The sequence below is a fragment of the Streptomyces sp. NPDC097619 genome, assembly GCF_040302735.1.
Classification (GTDB): Bacteria; Actinomycetota; Actinomycetes; order Streptomycetales; family Streptomycetaceae; genus Streptomyces.
Genome location: NZ_JBEOSD010000004.1, coordinates 35,059 through 51,175, shown reverse-complemented (window position 1 = coordinate 51,175; position 16,117 = coordinate 35,059). Strand labels below are relative to the sequence as shown.

11 protein-coding genes are annotated in these 16,117 nt (G+C 71.7%); 7 read left to right on the top strand and 4 right to left on the bottom strand.

Annotation, left to right across the window (positions count from 1 at the left end; translation table 11 throughout):
• Positions 1-16 precede the first annotated feature (16 nt).
• On the top strand, positions 17-2,185 hold the full coding sequence (locus ABTZ17_RS02135; protein WP_352193571.1) for a 3-hydroxyacyl-CoA dehydrogenase NAD-binding domain-containing protein: 2,169 nt from the start codon (positions 17-19) through the stop codon (positions 2,183-2,185).
• A 119-nt stretch (positions 2,186-2,304) separates the two neighbouring features.
• Here the strand turns inward: ABTZ17_RS02135 and ABTZ17_RS02140 are convergent, their stop codons facing one another.
• Positions 2,305-3,045 carry a MerR family transcriptional regulator gene (locus ABTZ17_RS02140; RefSeq protein ID WP_352193570.1) on the bottom strand — a complete coding sequence of 247 codons (741 nt, stop codon included), beginning with the start codon at positions 3,043-3,045 and terminating at the stop codon, positions 2,305-2,307.
• 87 nt (positions 3,046-3,132) lie between these two features.
• Between ABTZ17_RS02140 and ABTZ17_RS02145 the strand changes: the two genes are divergently transcribed.
• The 4 genes from ABTZ17_RS02145 to ABTZ17_RS02160 all read left to right on the top strand — a co-directional run bounded on the left by ABTZ17_RS02145 (position 3,133) and on the right by ABTZ17_RS02160 (position 10,177).
• Positions 3,133-4,950: an AMP-dependent synthetase/ligase gene (locus tag ABTZ17_RS02145; protein ID WP_352193569.1), complete on the top strand. Its 1,818-nt coding sequence runs from the start codon at positions 3,133-3,135 to the stop codon at positions 4,948-4,950.
• A 112-nt stretch (positions 4,951-5,062) separates the two neighbouring features.
• On the top strand, positions 5,063-6,742 hold the full coding sequence (aspT, locus tag ABTZ17_RS02150; protein ID WP_352193568.1) for an aspartate-alanine antiporter: 1,680 nt from the start codon (positions 5,063-5,065) through the stop codon (positions 6,740-6,742).
• 17 nt (positions 6,743-6,759) lie between these two features.
• Complete coding sequence (aspT, locus tag ABTZ17_RS02155) at positions 6,760-8,463, top strand: aspartate-alanine antiporter (RefSeq protein ID WP_352193567.1); 1,704 nt, start codon at positions 6,760-6,762, stop codon at positions 8,461-8,463.
• 55 nt (positions 8,464-8,518) lie between these two features.
• Positions 8,519-10,177 (top strand): bifunctional aspartate transaminase/aspartate 4-decarboxylase, encoded by a 1,659-nt coding sequence (locus ABTZ17_RS02160; protein WP_352193566.1) that lies wholly within the window; start codon positions 8,519-8,521, stop codon positions 10,175-10,177.
• Between the two features lie 60 nt (positions 10,178-10,237).
• Here ABTZ17_RS02160 and ABTZ17_RS02165 read toward each other — a convergent pair whose 3' ends face one another.
• Positions 10,238-10,480 (bottom strand): hypothetical protein, encoded by a 243-nt coding sequence (locus tag ABTZ17_RS02165; RefSeq protein WP_352193565.1) that lies wholly within the window; start codon positions 10,478-10,480, stop codon positions 10,238-10,240.
• 127 nt (positions 10,481-10,607) lie between these two features.
• Positions 10,608-11,600, bottom strand: coding sequence for a sphingomyelin phosphodiesterase (gene sph, locus ABTZ17_RS02170; protein ID WP_352193564.1), 993 nt, complete (start codon positions 11,598-11,600; stop codon positions 10,608-10,610).
• 197 nt (positions 11,601-11,797) lie between these two features.
• On the opposite strand from sph, the gene ABTZ17_RS02175 reads away from it, so the two are divergent.
• Complete coding sequence (locus tag ABTZ17_RS02175; RefSeq protein WP_352193563.1) at positions 11,798-12,634, top strand: oxygenase MpaB family protein; 837 nt, start codon at positions 11,798-11,800, stop codon at positions 12,632-12,634.
• 56 nt (positions 12,635-12,690) lie between these two features.
• On the opposite strand, the gene ABTZ17_RS02180 is transcribed toward ABTZ17_RS02175, so the two are convergent.
• Positions 12,691-14,211 carry a M1 family metallopeptidase gene (locus ABTZ17_RS02180; protein WP_352193562.1) on the bottom strand — a complete coding sequence of 507 codons (1,521 nt, stop codon included), beginning with the start codon at positions 14,209-14,211 and terminating at the stop codon, positions 12,691-12,693.
• 233 nt (positions 14,212-14,444) lie between these two features.
• Between ABTZ17_RS02180 and ABTZ17_RS02185 the strand changes: the two genes are divergently transcribed.
• On the top strand, positions 14,445-16,082 hold the full coding sequence (locus ABTZ17_RS02185; protein ID WP_352193561.1) for an ABC-F family ATP-binding cassette domain-containing protein: 1,638 nt from the start codon (positions 14,445-14,447) through the stop codon (positions 16,080-16,082).
• Positions 16,083-16,117 lie beyond the last annotated feature (35 nt).

The following is a 16,117-nucleotide window of genomic DNA, read 5'->3' as shown; positions in this document are numbered from 1 at the left end:
CCGAGGAAGCAGTCACATGAGCGAGACCGGCACGATCCGCTGGGAACAGGACGAGACCGGCGTCGTCACCCTCGTGCTCGACGACCCCGCCCAGTCCGCCAACACCATGAACCAGGCGTTCAAGGCGTCCATCGCCGCCGTCGCCGAACGGGCCGAGGCGGAGAAGGAATCCATCCGCGGCATCGTCTTCACCTCCGCCAAGAAGACCTTCTTCGCGGGCGGTGACCTCAAGGAGATGATCCGGCTGCGGCCGGAGGACGCGCAGATCGCCTTCGACACCGGCACCGCCATCAAGGCATCCCTGCGCCGCATCGAGACCCTGGGCGTGCCCGTGGTCGCCGCCATCAACGGGGCCGCGCTGGGCGGCGGTTACGAGATCGCCCTGGCCTGTCACCACCGGGTGGCCCTCGACGCCCCCGGCTCCAAGATCGGCCTGCCCGAGGTCACCCTCGGGCTGCTGCCGGCGGGCGGCGGGGTCACCCGTACGGTCCGGCTGATGGGCATCGCGGACGCCCTGCTGAAGGTGCTGCTCCAGGGCACCCAGTACAGCCCGCGGCGGGCCCTGGAGAACGGCCTCGTGCACGAACTGGCCGCCACCCCGGAGGAGATGCTCGCCAAGGCGCGGGCCTTCATCGACGCCCACCCCGAGTCCCGGCAGCCCTGGGACGTGCCCGGCTACCGGATCCCCGGCGGCACCCCGGCCAACCCGCGGTTCGCCGCGAACCTGCCCGCCTTCCCCGCCAACCTGAAGAAGCAGCTGGCGGGCGCCCCGTACCCGGCCCCGCGCAACATCCTCGCGGCGGCGGTCGAGGGCTCCCAGGTGGACTTCGAGACCGCGCTGGTCATCGAGGCCCGGTACTTCACCGAGCTGGTCACCGGGCAGACCGCCAAGAACATGATCCAGGCGTTCTTCTTCGACCTGCAGGCGGTCAACTCGGGCCAGTCCCGGCCGAAGGGCGTGCCCCCGCGGCCGGTCCGCAAGGTGGCCGTGCTCGGCGCCGGGATGATGGGCGCGGGCATCGCCTACTCCTGCGCGAAGGCCGGCATCGAGGTGGTCCTGAAGGACGTCACCGCGGAGGCCGCCGCCAAGGGCAAGGGGTACGCGGAGAAGCTGTTGGCGAAGGCCCTGTCGCGGGGTCGGACCACCGAGGCGGCCCGGGACGCGCTCCTCGCCCTGATCACCCCGACCGCGGAGGTCGCCGACCTCGCCGGCTGCGACGCGGTGATCGAGGCGGTGTTCGAGGACACCGCCCTCAAGCACAAGGTGTTCCAGGAGATCCAGGACGTGGTGGCGCCGGACGCGCTGCTGTGCTCGAACACCTCCACCCTGCCCATCACCGGGCTCGCCGAAGGGGTGTCCCGCCCGGCCGACTTCATCGGACTGCACTTCTTCTCCCCGGTGGACAAGATGCCGCTGGTCGAGATCATCAAGGGCCGGGACACCGGGGACGAGGCCCTGGCCCGCGCCTTCGACCTGGTCCGGCAGATCCGCAAGACCCCCATCGTGGTCGGTGACTCCCGCGGCTTCTTCACCTCCCGGGTGATCGGCCAGTTCATCAACGAGGGCGTGGCGATGATCGGCGAGGGCGTGGAGCCCGCTTCGGTGGAACAGGCCGCCGCCCAGGCCGGGTACCCCGCCAAGGTGCTCTCCCTGATGGACGAGCTGACCCTCACCCTGCCCCGCAAGATCCGGGACGAGACCCGCCGGGCCTTCGAGGCCGAGGGCCGCACCTGGGCCGAGCACCCCGCGGACCGGGTCATCGACCGCATGGTCGACGAGTTCGGGCGTCCCGGCCGCAGCGGCGGGGCCGGCTTCTACGAGTACGAGGACGGCAAGCGCACCCGGCTGTGGCCGGGACTGCGCGAGCACTTCACCGCGCCGGGCACCGACATCCCCTTCGAGGACATGAAGGAGCGGATGCTCTTCGCGGAGGCCCTGGACACCGTCCGCCTCTTCGAGGAGGGCGTGCTCACCTCGGTGGCCGACGCCAACATCGGCTCCATCATGGGCATCGGCTTCCCCGCCTGGACCGGCGGTGTCATCCAGTACGTCAACGGCTACGAGGGCGGCCCGGCCGGCTTCGTGGCCCGGGCCCGTGAGCTCGCCGCCGCCTACGGGGAGCGCTTCGAGCCGCCGGCGCTGCTGGTGGAGAAGGCCGAGCGCGGGGAGCGCTTCACCGACTGACCCCGGCGCCGCCCGCGCCGCGTCCGGCGCGGGCGGGCCCGACCGGGTGCGGCCCGCACCGGCCCGGTCGGGCCGGCCCCGTCGCGTGGGCCGGGAACGGAAGGGCCGCGCGGGACCCGTCAGGTCCCGCCGGGGGAGTCCTCCGAGGCGAAGGCCGCCCGCAGTTCCTCGCGCAGGGACCGCTGGAAGGCCGTCACCAGTGCCTGCACCACCAACGGCTGCATGTGCGCCGACAACGCCTTCATCGACTCCACCCGCTCCGGATCGTCCTCGCCCTCACGGAACGGCCCCCACACCTCGTCCCGGAACAGCGCCGTCAACTCGTGCGCCGTGCCCCGCGCGTGCTCCAGCAGCACCCGGCGGGCCGCCAGCACGGTCCCGTACGCGATCGGCACGTCCAGCAGGGCCACGCCCAGCCGCAGCAGCGCCGGGTCCACCCGGTACCCCGCACCCGCCGGGCGGACCACGTCCATCGCCGCCAGCCGCTCCAGGTCCCCGTCCGGCAGCTCCCGGCCCGCCCGCTTCTCCAACTCCTCCCGCGTGATCTCCCGCGCCGGATCCGGGGACCAACTGGCCACCAGGGCGCGGTGGATCGCCAGGTCGTGGGCGCTCAGGTCCTCGGGCAGGGCGTCCAGGTACCGCTCGATCGCGGACAGGGTCATGCCCTGCGTCTGGAGCTCCTCGATCAGCGCCAGCCGTGACAGGTGCTCGGGCCCGTACCGCCCCACCCGGCGGGGGCCGATCACGGGAGGGGGCAAAAGCCCGCGGGTGCTGTAGAACCGTACGGTACGGACGGTGACACCGGCCCGCGCGGCGAGCTCGTCGACGGTGAGCGCGGGCTCCTGCGCCTCGGGGGTCATCGGCTGTGCCTCGCTCTCTGATCACTCCGCTTCAGGTTCAACAGTATTGCTGTCGCACCAACGATGTGAAACGGCCAGGAGCTGCCCATGCCCACGAAACTGCGACTGCCCGGAACCGCCGAGACCCTCACCCTGCCCGACCTGCTCGCCCGCAACGCCGCCGAGTACGGCGGGCTCCCCGCCCTGTCCTGGCGCGAGGGATCCGACTGGACCACGTTGGACTGGGACGAGGTCCGCCACCGCACCGCCGTCCTCGCCGCCGGGTACGCCGCCCTCGGCGTGACCCGCGGGGAACACGTCCTCATCATGATGGGGAACCGGGCCGAGCACTGGCTCAGCGACCTCGCCCTCGTCCACCTCGGCGCCGTCCCCGTCACCGTGTACGGCACCTCCGCGCCCGAGCAGATCGCCCACATCGCCCGCCACAGCCGGGCCCGCTTCGCCCTCCTCGAAGGGGCCCGCGAACTCTCCCGCTGGGAACCCCTCCTTGACGACCCGGACACCCCCCTCGAACGCCTCGTCGTCGCCGAACCCGCCGAAGCGGGCCGTCACACCACGTACTCCTCCCTCTACAGCAGCGGCCTGCGCCTCTACCGCCCCGAGGAGTTCGAACGGATCCGCTCCCAGGCCCGCCCCGAGGACCCGCTGACCGTCGTCTACACCTCCGGCACCACCGGCGAGCCCAAGGGCGTGCCCCTCACCCACCGCAACATCTGGCTCCAGGCCGTCCGCCTCGACCGCCACGTCGACCTCCCCGAACACGCCGAGCACCTCTGCTACCTGCCCTTCGCCCACATCGCCGAACGCATCCTCGGGATCTACCTGCCGCTGCTGCGGGCCGCGCACGTCCGGCTCTGCGCCGACCCCACCACCGTCGCCGCCGCCGTCCGTGAACTGCGCCCGGTGCAGTTCTTCGGCGTCCCCCGGGTCTGGGAGAAGCTGGCCGCCTCCGTACGGGCCGTCCTCGGCCGCCTCCCGCAGGAGCAACAGGACGCCATCGCCGCCGCCAACACCGTGGCCCGGGAGAGGGCCGCGCACCGCGAGCGCGGCCGGGAACTCCCCGCCGACCTCGACCGCGCCTACACCCGCGCCAAGGAACAGGTCCTCGACCCGCTGCTCTCCCTCGCCGGACTGGACCGGCTGGTGTGGACGGCCAGCGCCACCGCGCCGATGCCCGTGGACGTCACCCGCTTCTGGGCCGGCTGGGGGATCACGATCATGGACGCCTGGGGGCTGACCGAGACCTCCGGGGTCTGCACCGTCAACAGCCCGGACTCCTTCCGCCTCGGCTCCGTCGGCCGCCCCATCGACGGCCTCGACCTGCGCATCGCCGAGGACGGCGAGATCCTGGCCCGCGGCGCCACCGTCTTCGCCGGCTACCTGCGCCCCGACGGGAGCCTGGACCCCGCCTGCGACCCGGAGGGCTGGTTCGCCACCGGCGACGTGGGCCGCGTCGACGAGGACGGGTTCCTCTGGATCACCGACCGCAAGAAGGAACTGATCGTCACCTCCACCGGCAAGAACGTCTCGCCCGCCCTGGTGGAGAACACCGTCAAGGAGCACCCCCTCATCGGCCAGGCCCTGGTGCACGGAGACGGCCGCTCCTACCTGGTGGGGCTGCTCGTCCTCGACCCGGAGCTGGCCCCCGCCTGGGCCGCCGCCCGCGGCATCGAGGCCGAGGGCACCGCCGCGCTGGCCGCGCACCCGCGGATCCACGAGGAGGTGGCCCGCGCCGTCGAGGCCGCCAACGCCCGGCTCAACCGCACCGAGCAGATCAAGAAGTACCGCATCCTCGCCTCCGAATGGGGCCCGGAGACCGGGGAGCTGACCCCCTCGCTGAAGCTGCGCCGCCGGGTGGTCCGGGACCGGTACGCGCGGATCATCGACGAGATGTACGCCGAGTAGGCGCACCGCCGCACCGCCGCCCCCATGTCGGCCCGCCCGCCCCGCCCGTCCCCGCTCACCCGTTCGGCCGTCCCGGGCGGCGCCGGGGCGGCGGGCCGATCAGGGTGGCCCTGTGGGAGTCCTCCGTGATCATCCAGAACTGGCCCTGTTCCTGTGCCTCGCCGCCGGCTACCTGGTCGGGAAGCTGCGCGTGGGCCCCATCACGCTGGGGGGCATCTGCGGCACGCTGATCGTCTCCCTGCTGCTGGGCGCCTGGGCGGAGATCGAGGTCTCAGGCGACGTCAAGACGATCTTCTTCGCGCTGTTCATCTTCGCCCTCGGCTACATGGCGGGACCGCAGTTCTTCGCCAACCTCAACCGCAAGAGCCTGCGCTTCTTCACGCTCTGCCTGATCGAGCTGGTCAGCGTCCTCGCCATCGCCTACGGCCTGGCCAAGGCCTTCGACCTGGACGTGGGCACCGCCTCCGGCATCCTGGCGGGCGCCGCCACCGAATCCGCCGTGGTCGGCACCGCCTCCGAGTCCATCGCCAAGCTCCCCGGGCTCAGCGCCGACCAGATCAGCACCTACCAGGGCCACGTGGCCACCGCCTACACGGTCTGCTACCTCTTCGGCCTGATCACCATCGTGATCTACACCAGCCAGATCATGCCGATGCTGATGCGGATCAACCTCCGCGACGCCTCCCGCGAACTGTGGGAGAAGATGCGCGGCGGCGGCTCCGGGCTGGAGAGCGACGAACGCGAGGCGCTGCCCGCCCTGGTGGGCCGCACCTACCTGGTCACCCTCGCGGACGGCCGTACCGTCGGCGCGCTGGAGGCGGACCACGGCGGCCGGATCACCGTCGAGGCCGTCAAACGCGGCTCCCGACTGCTGACGCCGGAGCCCGACCTCGAACTCACCCTGTCCGACCTGGTCCTGATCGTGGGCCGGCGGTCCAACACCATCGAGGCCGGCCGCACCATCGGCCCGGAGACCTCCGGCATCCCCGGCCTGGACACCCCGCTGGCCACCAGCCAGATCGCGCTCACCGACAAGACCGCGGCGGGCAAGACCCTGGACACCCTGACCCGCGAACACCCCGAGTTCACCCTCAACGGCGTGTACGTCACCGACGTGCTCCGCAACGACCAGCACCTGCCCGCCAACCCCGACACCGTGGTGCAGCGCGGCGACGTGGTCACCCTGGTCGGCGCCCGCGCCGGACTCAACCGGCTGGTCGCGAAGATCGGCACGGTGGCCCGCAACGACGCCACCGACTTCATCTACCTGGGCCTGGGCATCGCGGTCGGCTCCCTGATCGGACAGATCGTGATCCGGCTCGGGGACATCCCGCTCTCCCTCGGCACCGGCGGCGGCTGCCTCATCTCCGGCCTGCTCTTCGGCTGGTTCCGCTCCCGCAAGCAGACCTTCGGCGCCTTCCCGCCCCAGGCCGCCACCACCATCAAGGACATGGGCCTCGCGGTGTTCATCGCCTGCACCGGGCTCACCTCCGGCCCGCAGGCCTGGCCCCTCCTCAAGGAGTACGGGGCCCTGCTGCCCTTCGCGGGCATCGCCATGGTCCTCGTACCGGCCACCCTCTCCCTGGTGGTCGGCCGCAAGCTCCTCAAGATCGAGAAACCGCTGCTGATCGGCGCCATCGCCGGACAACAGTGCTCCACCCCCGCGATCACCTCCGTGACCCAGGTCGCGCAGAGCTCCGTGCCGATGCTCGGCTACACGATCACCTACACCCTGTCGAACTTCCTGCTGCCGCTGACCGGCCCCATCCTCGTCGGCGTGCTCGGCGCCTGAACGGAAAAGGCTCCCAGATGATCGACTTCCTCAACCGGAACATCTTCCAGCCCCACCCGGAGCTGCTGGTCTTCCTGACCGTGGCCATCGGCTTCCTCTTCGGCAAGCTCCGCTGGAAGGCCATCGGCCTCGGCGCCGTCACCGGCTGCCTGATCGCCGGACTGCTGATGGGCGCGCAGTTCAAGGTGACCATCGACGCCACCCTGAAGAACCTCTTCTTCACGCTGTTCCTCTTCGCCCTCGGCTACAAGGTCGGCCCGCAGTTCTTCCGCGGACTGAAGAAGGACGGCCTGCCGCAGGTGGTCAACGCCGTCATCGTCTGCGTCACCGGCCTGCTGGTCTCCTGGGGCTTCGCCGTCCTCCTCGGCTACGGGCCCGGACTCAGCGCGGGCCTGCTCGGCGGCGCCCTCACCCAGTCCGCCGTCATCGGTGTCGCCCAGGACGCCATCGGCAACCTCCCCGGCCTGAGCGCCGACCAGATCAAGGAACAGGAGAACCTGGTCGCCGTCGGCTACGCCGTCACCTACCCGCTCGGCACCATCCTCTGCGCCCTGCTGCTGGCGAGCTTCCTGCCCCGCCTCTACCGCCGCGACATCGCCGCCGAGAGCGCCGCCCTCGCCCGCGAGCTCGACGCCCCCGAGGACGACCCCGACCTGCACGAGGGCTACTACGAGGTGGTCCTGCGGGCCTACACCCTCCAGCGCCCCGACCTCGCCGGACGCACCATCGAGGACTTCGAGCAGCAACAGAAGTCCCTCGGCCGCCGGATCTACCTCACCCGGGTCCGCCGCGACGGCGCCGTGCTCGAACACACCCAGCAGACCGTGCTCCGCGAGGGCGACGTCGTCGCCGTCAGCGCCCTGCGCGGCTCCCTGGTCGAGTTCGACGCCCGGACCCACATCGGGGCCGAGACCGACGACGTGGAACTCCTCGGCTACCAGACCGAGACCCTCCACGTGGTCGCCTCCGAGAAGGCGCACCTCGGGCAGACCATCGCGGAGCTCCGCCAGCAGGACTTCATGGTGGGCGTGTACGTGGACAAGCTGTACCGGGCGGGCAGCGAGTTCCCCTACCGGCTGTCCACGCAGCTGGAACGCGGGGACACCGTGGTCCTCAGCGGCCCCAAGCGGCTGGTGGACCCGGCCGGCCGGGCCATCGGCAAGCCCGTCCCCACCAGCTTCGCCACCGACATGATCTGGGTCGGACTCGGCGTGTTCCTCGGCGGCTGCCTGGGCATCCCGGCGCTCACCGCGGGCGGCGTGCCCATCTCCCTGTCCACCTCGGGCGGCGCCCTCATCATGGGCCTGATCTTCGGCTGGATCCGCGGCAAGTACCCGACCTACGGCAACGTCCCCCCGGGCGCCCAGTGGTTCATGGACACCTTCGGGCTCTGCCTCTTCGTCGCCGTCGTCGGCATCAACGCCGGCCCCAGCTTCACCAGCGGCCTGTCCACGGCCGGGTGGGGACTCCTGGTCTTCGGCGCGATCGCCACCGTGATCCCGCTGCTCGTCGGCTTCCTGGTCGGCCACCACATCCAGAAGATCCGCTTCCCGATCCTGCTGGGCGTCCTCGCGGGCGGCCAGACCACCACGGCCGCCATCGGCGCCATCAACGAACAGTCCCGCTCCCAGGTGCCGACCCTCGGCTACACGATCCCGTACGCCATCTCCAACGTGCTCCTGACCATCTGGGGCGCCGTGATCGTCCTGCTCAACCACTGACCGCGGCCCCGTGGCCCCCGCACCGCAAGCGCCCTCCGAACGAAGGACCCCCACCGTGCCCGAGACCAGCTTCAGCCGCGAGGAGATCCAGTCCTTCGCCCAGCTCAGCCCCTTCGAGCTGAAGGACAAGTTCATCCAGATCGCCAAGGCCGCCCAGGAGGACAAGCCCGGCCAGAAGGGCAAGACCACCCGGGCCATGCTCAACGCCGGCCGCGGCAACCCGAACTGGATCGCCACCGGCCCCCGCGAGGCCTTCTACGCCCTGGGCTACTTCGCCCTGGACGAGTCCCGCCGGGTCTGGACCGCCGACAACCTGGGCGGCATGCCCGAGAAGCAGGGCATCGGGGACCGCTTCGACGCCTTCCTGCGCCGCCACCCCGAGCTGCCCGGCGCCGAACTCCTCGGCCGCTGCGTTTCCTACGCCCTGGACCGGTTCGCCTTCGACCGGGACTCCTTCATCCACGAGCTCGCGGACTCCATCACCGGCGACAACTACCCGGTCCCCGACCGCATGCTGACCCACGCCGAGCACGTGGTCCGCGGCTACCTCGCCGACGAGCTGATGGACAAGCGGCCGGTGCCCGACGACCGGCTCAGCCTGTTCGCCACCGAGGGCGGCACCGCGGCGATGTGCTACATCTTCGACTCGCTGATGAAGAACGGCATCCTGCACAAGGGCGACAAGATCGCCCTGATGGTGCCGGTGTTCACCCCGTACATCGAGATCCCCGAGCTCGACACCTTCGAGTTCGAGGTGGTCAACGTGGAGGCGAGCCTCTTCTCCGAGACCGGGGTGCGGCAGTGGCGCTACCCGGAGGAGGAGGTCGCCAAGCTCGCCGACCCGTCCGTGAAGCTGGTCTGCATCGTCAACCCGAGCAACCCGCCCTCGCTGGCGATGAGCGAGCGGGTGGCGAACCAGATCAAGGAGATCGTCGCCACCAGCAACCCGAACCTGCTCGTCGTCACCGACGACGTGTACGGCACCTTCGTCGAGGGCTTCCGCACCCTCGCCGCCGAGATCCCCCGCAACACGCTGCTGGTGTACTCGTACTCCAAGCACTACGGCTGCACCGGCTGGCGGCTGGGCGTCATCGGCCTCCACGACGACAACGTCATCGACGAGATGGTCGCGGCGCTCCCGCAGGCGGAGAAGGACCGGCTGGCCAAGCGGTACGGCACCCTCACCCTGGAACCGGAGAAGATCCGCTTCATCGACCGGCTGGTCGCCGACTCCCGCGAGGTCGCCCTCAACCACACCGCCGGTCTGTCGCTGCCGCAGCAGACCATGATGGTGCTGTTCTCCCTCTTCGACCTCCTCGACGAGGGCCAGGCGTACAAGCACCGCATCCGGGAGATCTGCCACCGCCGTCTGGACCTCCTCCTGGAGGGCGCCCAGATGAAGATCTCCGACGACGACAAGCGGGCCGCGTACTACATCGAACTGGACCTCCTGGCCGAGGCCGAGCGGGTGTACGGCAAGCCCTTCGCGGAGTACCTGGAGAAGAACTACGAGCCGGTGGACCCGCTGTTCCGGCTGGCCGAACAGACCTCGGTGGTGCTCCTCAACGGCGGCGGCTTCGACGGCCCCGAGTGGTCCGTCCGGGTCTCCCTGGCCAACCTCGACGACCTCGACTACCTCAAGATCGGCCACCACCTGCGGAGCATCTTCCAGGACTACGCGGCCGAGTGGGAGCGCTCGAAGGCCGGGGACTGACCGACCCGCCGCCGCCCGCCCGCCCGCCGCCCGCCGTCTGTCAGCGGGGTCCGCGCTCCGTCACCGGCTGTCCTCCATGTGGCCGCAGGCCGAGCACACCAGCAGGTCGCGCTGCTGCCACATGGTGCGCAGGCAGCGCGGGCACCCGGTGGTCCGGATCCCGTGCGGGCCGTACGGCGGCGGGTCCGGGGTGCTGGCGGCGTACTCCACGATGCGGGCGCGGGTCCGGTCGTCGGCGGTCGCCGCCATCCGCAACAGGCGGGCGACGCGGGAGCGGGCTTCTTCGGCGAAATAGCTGGTCATCTCGGGCGCACAGTAGCGGGCCGGGGCGGTCCGGGGGCGCGCGCGGCGCCCCGGATGACGCGAAGGTGTGACCCGCCCGCTCCCGTTCCGTCCCCCGCGCGGGGGACGGAACGGGAGCGGGGCCGGCTCAGGAACCGATCACGGGGTAGTGGTCGCTCAGGTTGGAGTAGGTGTACGAGGTGCCCCAGCTGCTGACGGTCCAGGGCGCGCTCTGCTCCTTGATCACGTCGTTGGTCCAGCCCGCCGGCTTGGCGTGGCCCGCCCGGTGCAGGACGTAGTCAAGGTCCTCGCGCGGGTCGGAGGGGTAGCGGTACCGCGCGATGGAGTTGTCGCGGGTGTCGAAGGAGTAGGTGTGCCCGGTGCGGGCGTCGGCGCCGGTCAGGCCCGCGTCGGCGAGCATGCTCGCGTACTCCGGGGTCCGCGAGTCCACGTTGAAGTCGCCCGCCACGATCACCTGCTCGGACGCCGGGATGTTCTTGGCGTCGAGGAAGGCGTCGATGTTCCTGAACTGGCGGCTGCGCATCTGCGCCGCCTCGCCCGCCGAGCAGCCCGGGTCGGTGGACTGGGCGTGGGTGCCGACCACGTGCACCTTCGTGCCGTTCACGTCGAGGACCGTGTACACGAAGCCCTTGTTCGACCACCAGTCGGCGCCGCAGGCGTCCTTGTAGACGTACTGCTCCTTGCGGACGATCGGCCACTTGCTGAGGATCGCGACCCCGCCGTCCTCGGGGGTGGTGGCCGAGTAGGCGCCGCCCGTGGCGTCCCAGCCGTCCTTGCTGCGGCCCATCACGGGGGTCTGGTACGGGTACCCGGCGGCCGAGTTCGCCTTGAGGGCGTCACCGGAGGAGTTGTCGAAGGCCTCCTGGAGGACGACCACGTCGCGGCCCTTGTAGAAGGACGCCTTCGGTATCTCGCGGGCGCGGTGGTCCTGGCCCCAGTTCGGGTAGAGGTTCTTGCTCATCAGGAAGACGTTGTACGACAGGACGCTGAGCCGGGGGACCGCGGTCGCCTCGGCCGGGGCGGCGGAGGCGGCGGGCGCCGCGGTGAGGGCCAGCGCGGCGGCGACGGCGGCGGCGAGGACCGGAGCGGCGACGCGGCCGCGACGGTGGGGGAGCGCCATGGAGACTCCTGTGGTCGGCTGGGGGGTGTGGGGCGTGGGGCCCCGCCATCACAGCAGAAGCAGTTACCTCTGGGTAACACCCGTGCGACCGGAATCTTTACGCGCCGGTACGAATCCCGGCGGACGGACGCGCACACGCGGGGCGAACCCGCCCTTACCCGACCGGACCCCCGCCCCGACCGCCCGCGGAGGACACCATGGACCCGCTCCCCCCGCCCCGGGACGGCATCCTCTGGAACGTCACCGGCGACCTCCGGATGCTCCTGCTGCTGCCCGCCTCCTTCCTCCTCCAGGTCGCCGACCCCGCCATCGCCGCCGGAGTGGACCGGCACTCGGTCTTCCGCACCGACCCCTGGGGCCGCGGGGTCCGGTCCGTGGAATCCGTCCAGCGCTGGGTGTACGGAGGCGCGGACGCCGCCGCCGAGGGCCGCAGGCTCCGCCGCCTCCACCGCGACATCCACGGCACCGCCCCCGACGGCACCCCGTACCGCGCCCTCGACCCCGACACCTGGGCCTGGGTGCACGCCTCCGGCTTCGCCGTGCAGCTGCACGCCTTCGGGCTGCTCTGGCCCCGCCCCCTGGACCCCGCCGAAACCGAGGCCCTCTACGCCGAATGGCTCCGGCTCGGCCGGGTCCTCGGCATCCACGACCGCGACATGCCCCCCGACGCGACGGCCTACCGCGAGCACTTCCACCACGTGGTCACCACCCGGCTCCGCCTGACCGGCGTCGCCCGGGAACTCCTCGACACCGACGCCGCCCTCCCCGCCCCCGACCGCGGTCCCCGCCCGCTCCGCATCGCGCTGCGGCTGCTGTGGCCCCTGCTGCGCCGGCCCTTCCTGCGGCTGCGGGCCTTCCTCACCGTCGGCTACCTGCCCCCCGAGGCCCGCACCGCCCTCGGCCTGCCCTGGACCCCCGGCCGGCAGCGCCGACTGCGCCTGTTCAGCCGCGCCGTCGGCGTGCTCGTCGCCCTGCTCCCGGACCGGCTGCGGTACCTGCCCCTCGCGCGCCGGGCCCGGGCGGCTGCCCCCTGAGGGACGGCCGCCCGGGCCCGGGAGTCCGACGGCGCGGGGCCCGAGGGCCGCCGCGGTCAGCGGTGCGCGTCGTGGTCGTGCACAGAGTCCGTCGCGGCGATCTTCTTCCAGGACTTCGGCTGCACCGGCTTCGGGGCCGCCCCGCGCAGGTTGCCGCGCTTCGGCTTCGACGCCGGCTTCGACGGGCCCGCCGCCGGCTTCCCGGACCGGTACAGCCAGGTGTCCAGCAGCCCCGCCAGCCGCTTGCCGGAGATCCGCTCGGCGTACCGGGTGAACTCGGCCACGGAGGCGTTGCCGTGCGCGAACTCCGTCGGCCAGCCCTTCAGGACCGCGAAGAACTTCTCGTCGCCGATCTCGTTCCGCAGCGCCTGCAGGGCCAGCGCGCCCCGGTCGTACACGGCCCCGTGGAACTGGTTCTCCGGGCCCGGGTCACCCGGCTTGACCTGCCAGAACGGGTCCTCCGCGGGACGGGTCGCGTACACCCAGTCCGCCAGCTCCTGCGCGGTGCCCTCGCCCTCCTTCTCCGACCACAGCCACTGGCTGTAGCGGGCGAAGCCCTCGTTGATCCAGATGTCCTTCCAGCCGCGGACCGACACGCTGTTCCCGTACCACTGGTGGGCCAGCTCGTGCACGACCACCTGCACGTTCGCGCCGTTGGCGAACTGCCGCGGGCTGTAGAAGGGCCGCGTCTGCGTCTCCAGGGCGTAGCCGCTGGTCACGTTCGGGACGTAGCCGCCGAGCGCGTTGTACGGGTACGGGCCGAAGTACCCGGTCAGCCAGTCGGCCACCTCGCCGGTCCGCTCCAGGCTGGCCCGCGCCGCGCCGGCGTTGTCGCCCAGGTCCTTGCTGTAGGCGTTCAGGATCGGCAGACCGTTGGCCGTGGTGTCGGTGGTGATGTCGAACTTGCCGACCGCGAGCGTGGCCAGGTAGGTGGCCTGCGGCTTGTTCGACCGCCAGTTGTACCGGGTCCAGCCCAGCTTCGAGCTCGACGACTGGAGCACGCCGTTGCTGATGGCCTGGGTGCCGTCCGGCACGTTCACCGACACGTCGAAGGTGGCCTTGTCCAGCGGGTGGTCGTTGCTCGGGAACCACCAGATGGCCGAGTCCGGCTCCTGCGCCGCCACACCGCCGTCCGGGGTGCGGTGCCAGGCGGTCCAGCCGTCCACCTTCAGCTCGGAGGGCTTGCCCGCGTACTTCACGACGACGGTGACCGACTTGCCCTTCGCCAGCGGGCTCGCCGGGGTCACCTCCAGCTCCTGGGTGCCCGAGGTGGCGAACCCGGCCCTGATTCCGTTGACCCGCACCTCGCTGACCTTCAGGCCGAAGTCCAGGTTGAACCGGGACAGGTCCTGGGTGGTGGTGGCGAGGATGGTCGCCGTGCCCTCCAGCAGGTCCGTCTTCGGCTGGTACTGGAGCCTCAGGTCGTAATGGGAAACGTCGTATCCGCCGTTGCCGCTGGCCGGGTAATAGGGATCACCGATACCCGGGGCGCCCGGAGCGAAACTTGCGGCCGACGCCGGGATCACCAGCAGAAGGGAGGCGGCAAGCACGCTCGGGGCGATGACTTTGCGGTGCACGAGAGCTCCAAGTGGTAGGTGCCGTGGTTGCGTTCGACCGTATTCATCCCCGGCGTCCCCCGTCATGTCCACGACCCCTGCTGTCACATGATCGCCATTCGGCCGAAACCCTCGGGTCCCCGGAGCCCCGGAAGCCGCCCTTCCCCCCGGTGGAGGGCCACGTCCGCCCCCTCTCGCCCGAGGCCCGCCGCCCCGGCGGGACCCACCCCCGCCCCGGCTAGGATCGTGGGCAAATGACTGCAACCCTCGTCGCCAAGGAACTCGCCGCAGGCCACGGCGAGCGCACCCTCTTCGCCGGACTCGACCTGGTCGTCGCCCCCGGGGACGTCATCGGCCTCGTCGGCGTGAACGGGGCCGGAAAGTCCACCCTGCTCCGCCTCCTCGCCGGCCTCGACCGCCCCGAGGACGGCGAGGTGCGCCTCTCCCCGCCCACGGCCGCCGTCGGCCACCTCCCCCAGGAACCCGAACGCCGCGCCGGCGAGTCCGTGCGCGCGTTCCTGGCCCGCCGCACCGGCGTCGCCGCCGCCCAGACCGAGCTCGACACCGCCACCCAGGGACTCGTCGACGGCACCCCCGGCGCCGACGACGACTACAACCTCGCCCTGGAACGCTGGCTCGCCCTCGGCGGCGCCGACCTCGACGAACGCGCCGAGGAGGTCGCCGCCTCCCTCGGCCTCGCCGTCGGCCTCGACCAGCCCATGACCGCCCTCTCCGGAGGCCAGGCCGCCCGCGCCGGACTCGCCTCCCTGCTGCTCTCCCGCTACGACGTCTTCCTCCTCGACGAGCCCACCAACGACCTCGACCTCGACGGCCTGCGCCGCCTGGAGGAGTTCGTCACCGGCCTGCGCGCGGGCACCGTCGTCATCAGCCACGACCGCGAGTTCCTGACCCGCACCGTCACCAAGGTCCTCGAACTCGACCTCGCCCAGCAGCAGATCAACCTCTACGGCGGCGGCTACGAGTCCTACCTGGAGGAGCGGGCCACCGCCCGCCGGCACGCCCGCGAGGACTACGAGGAGTACGCCGACAAGCGCACCGCGCTGGAGGGCCGCGCCCTCATGCAGCGCAACTGGATGGACAAGGGCGTCCGCAACGCCCGCCGCAAGGCCGGCGACAACGACAAGATCGGCCGGAACCTCCGCGGCGAGTCCAGCGAGAAGCAGGCCGCCAAGGCCCGGCAGACCCAGCGCGCCATCGAACGGCTGGAGGTGGTCGAGGAACCCCGCAAGGAGTGGGAGCTCCGCATGGAGATCGCCGCGGCCCCCCGCTCCGGCTCCGTGGTCTCCACCCTCAACGGGGCCGAGGTCCGTCGCGGGGACTACACCTTCGGACCCGTCAGCCTCCAGATCGACTGGGCCGACCGGATCGCGATCACCGGAGCCAACGGCGCCGGCAAGTCCACCCTCCTCGGCGTCCTCCTCGGCCGGGTCCCCCTCGACTCCGGCAGCGCCCACCTGGGCTCCGGGGTCCTCGTCGGCGAGGTGGACCAGGCCCGCGGACTGTTCCTCGGCGAGGAACCCCTCCTGGACGCCTTCTGCGCCGCCGTGCCCGACACCGAGCCCGCCGAGGTCCGCACCCTGCTCGCCAAGTTCGGCCTGAAGGCGGCGCACGTGCTGCGCCCCGCCGGGAGCCTGTCGCCGGGGGAGCGCACCCGCGCGGCCCTGGCCCTGCTCCAGGGCCGAGGCGTGAACCTCCTCGTCCTCGACGAGCCCACCAACCACCTCGACCTGCCGGCCATCGAGCAGCTGGAAGCGGCCCTGGAGTCCTACACGGGCACCCTGCTGCTGGTCACGCACGACCGGCGGATGCTGGACGCCGTGCGCACCACCCGCCGGCTCCGCGTCGAGGACGGCAAGGTCACCGAGGACTGACCGGCGGGCCCGCCGGGCCCGCCGTGCCGATCGAC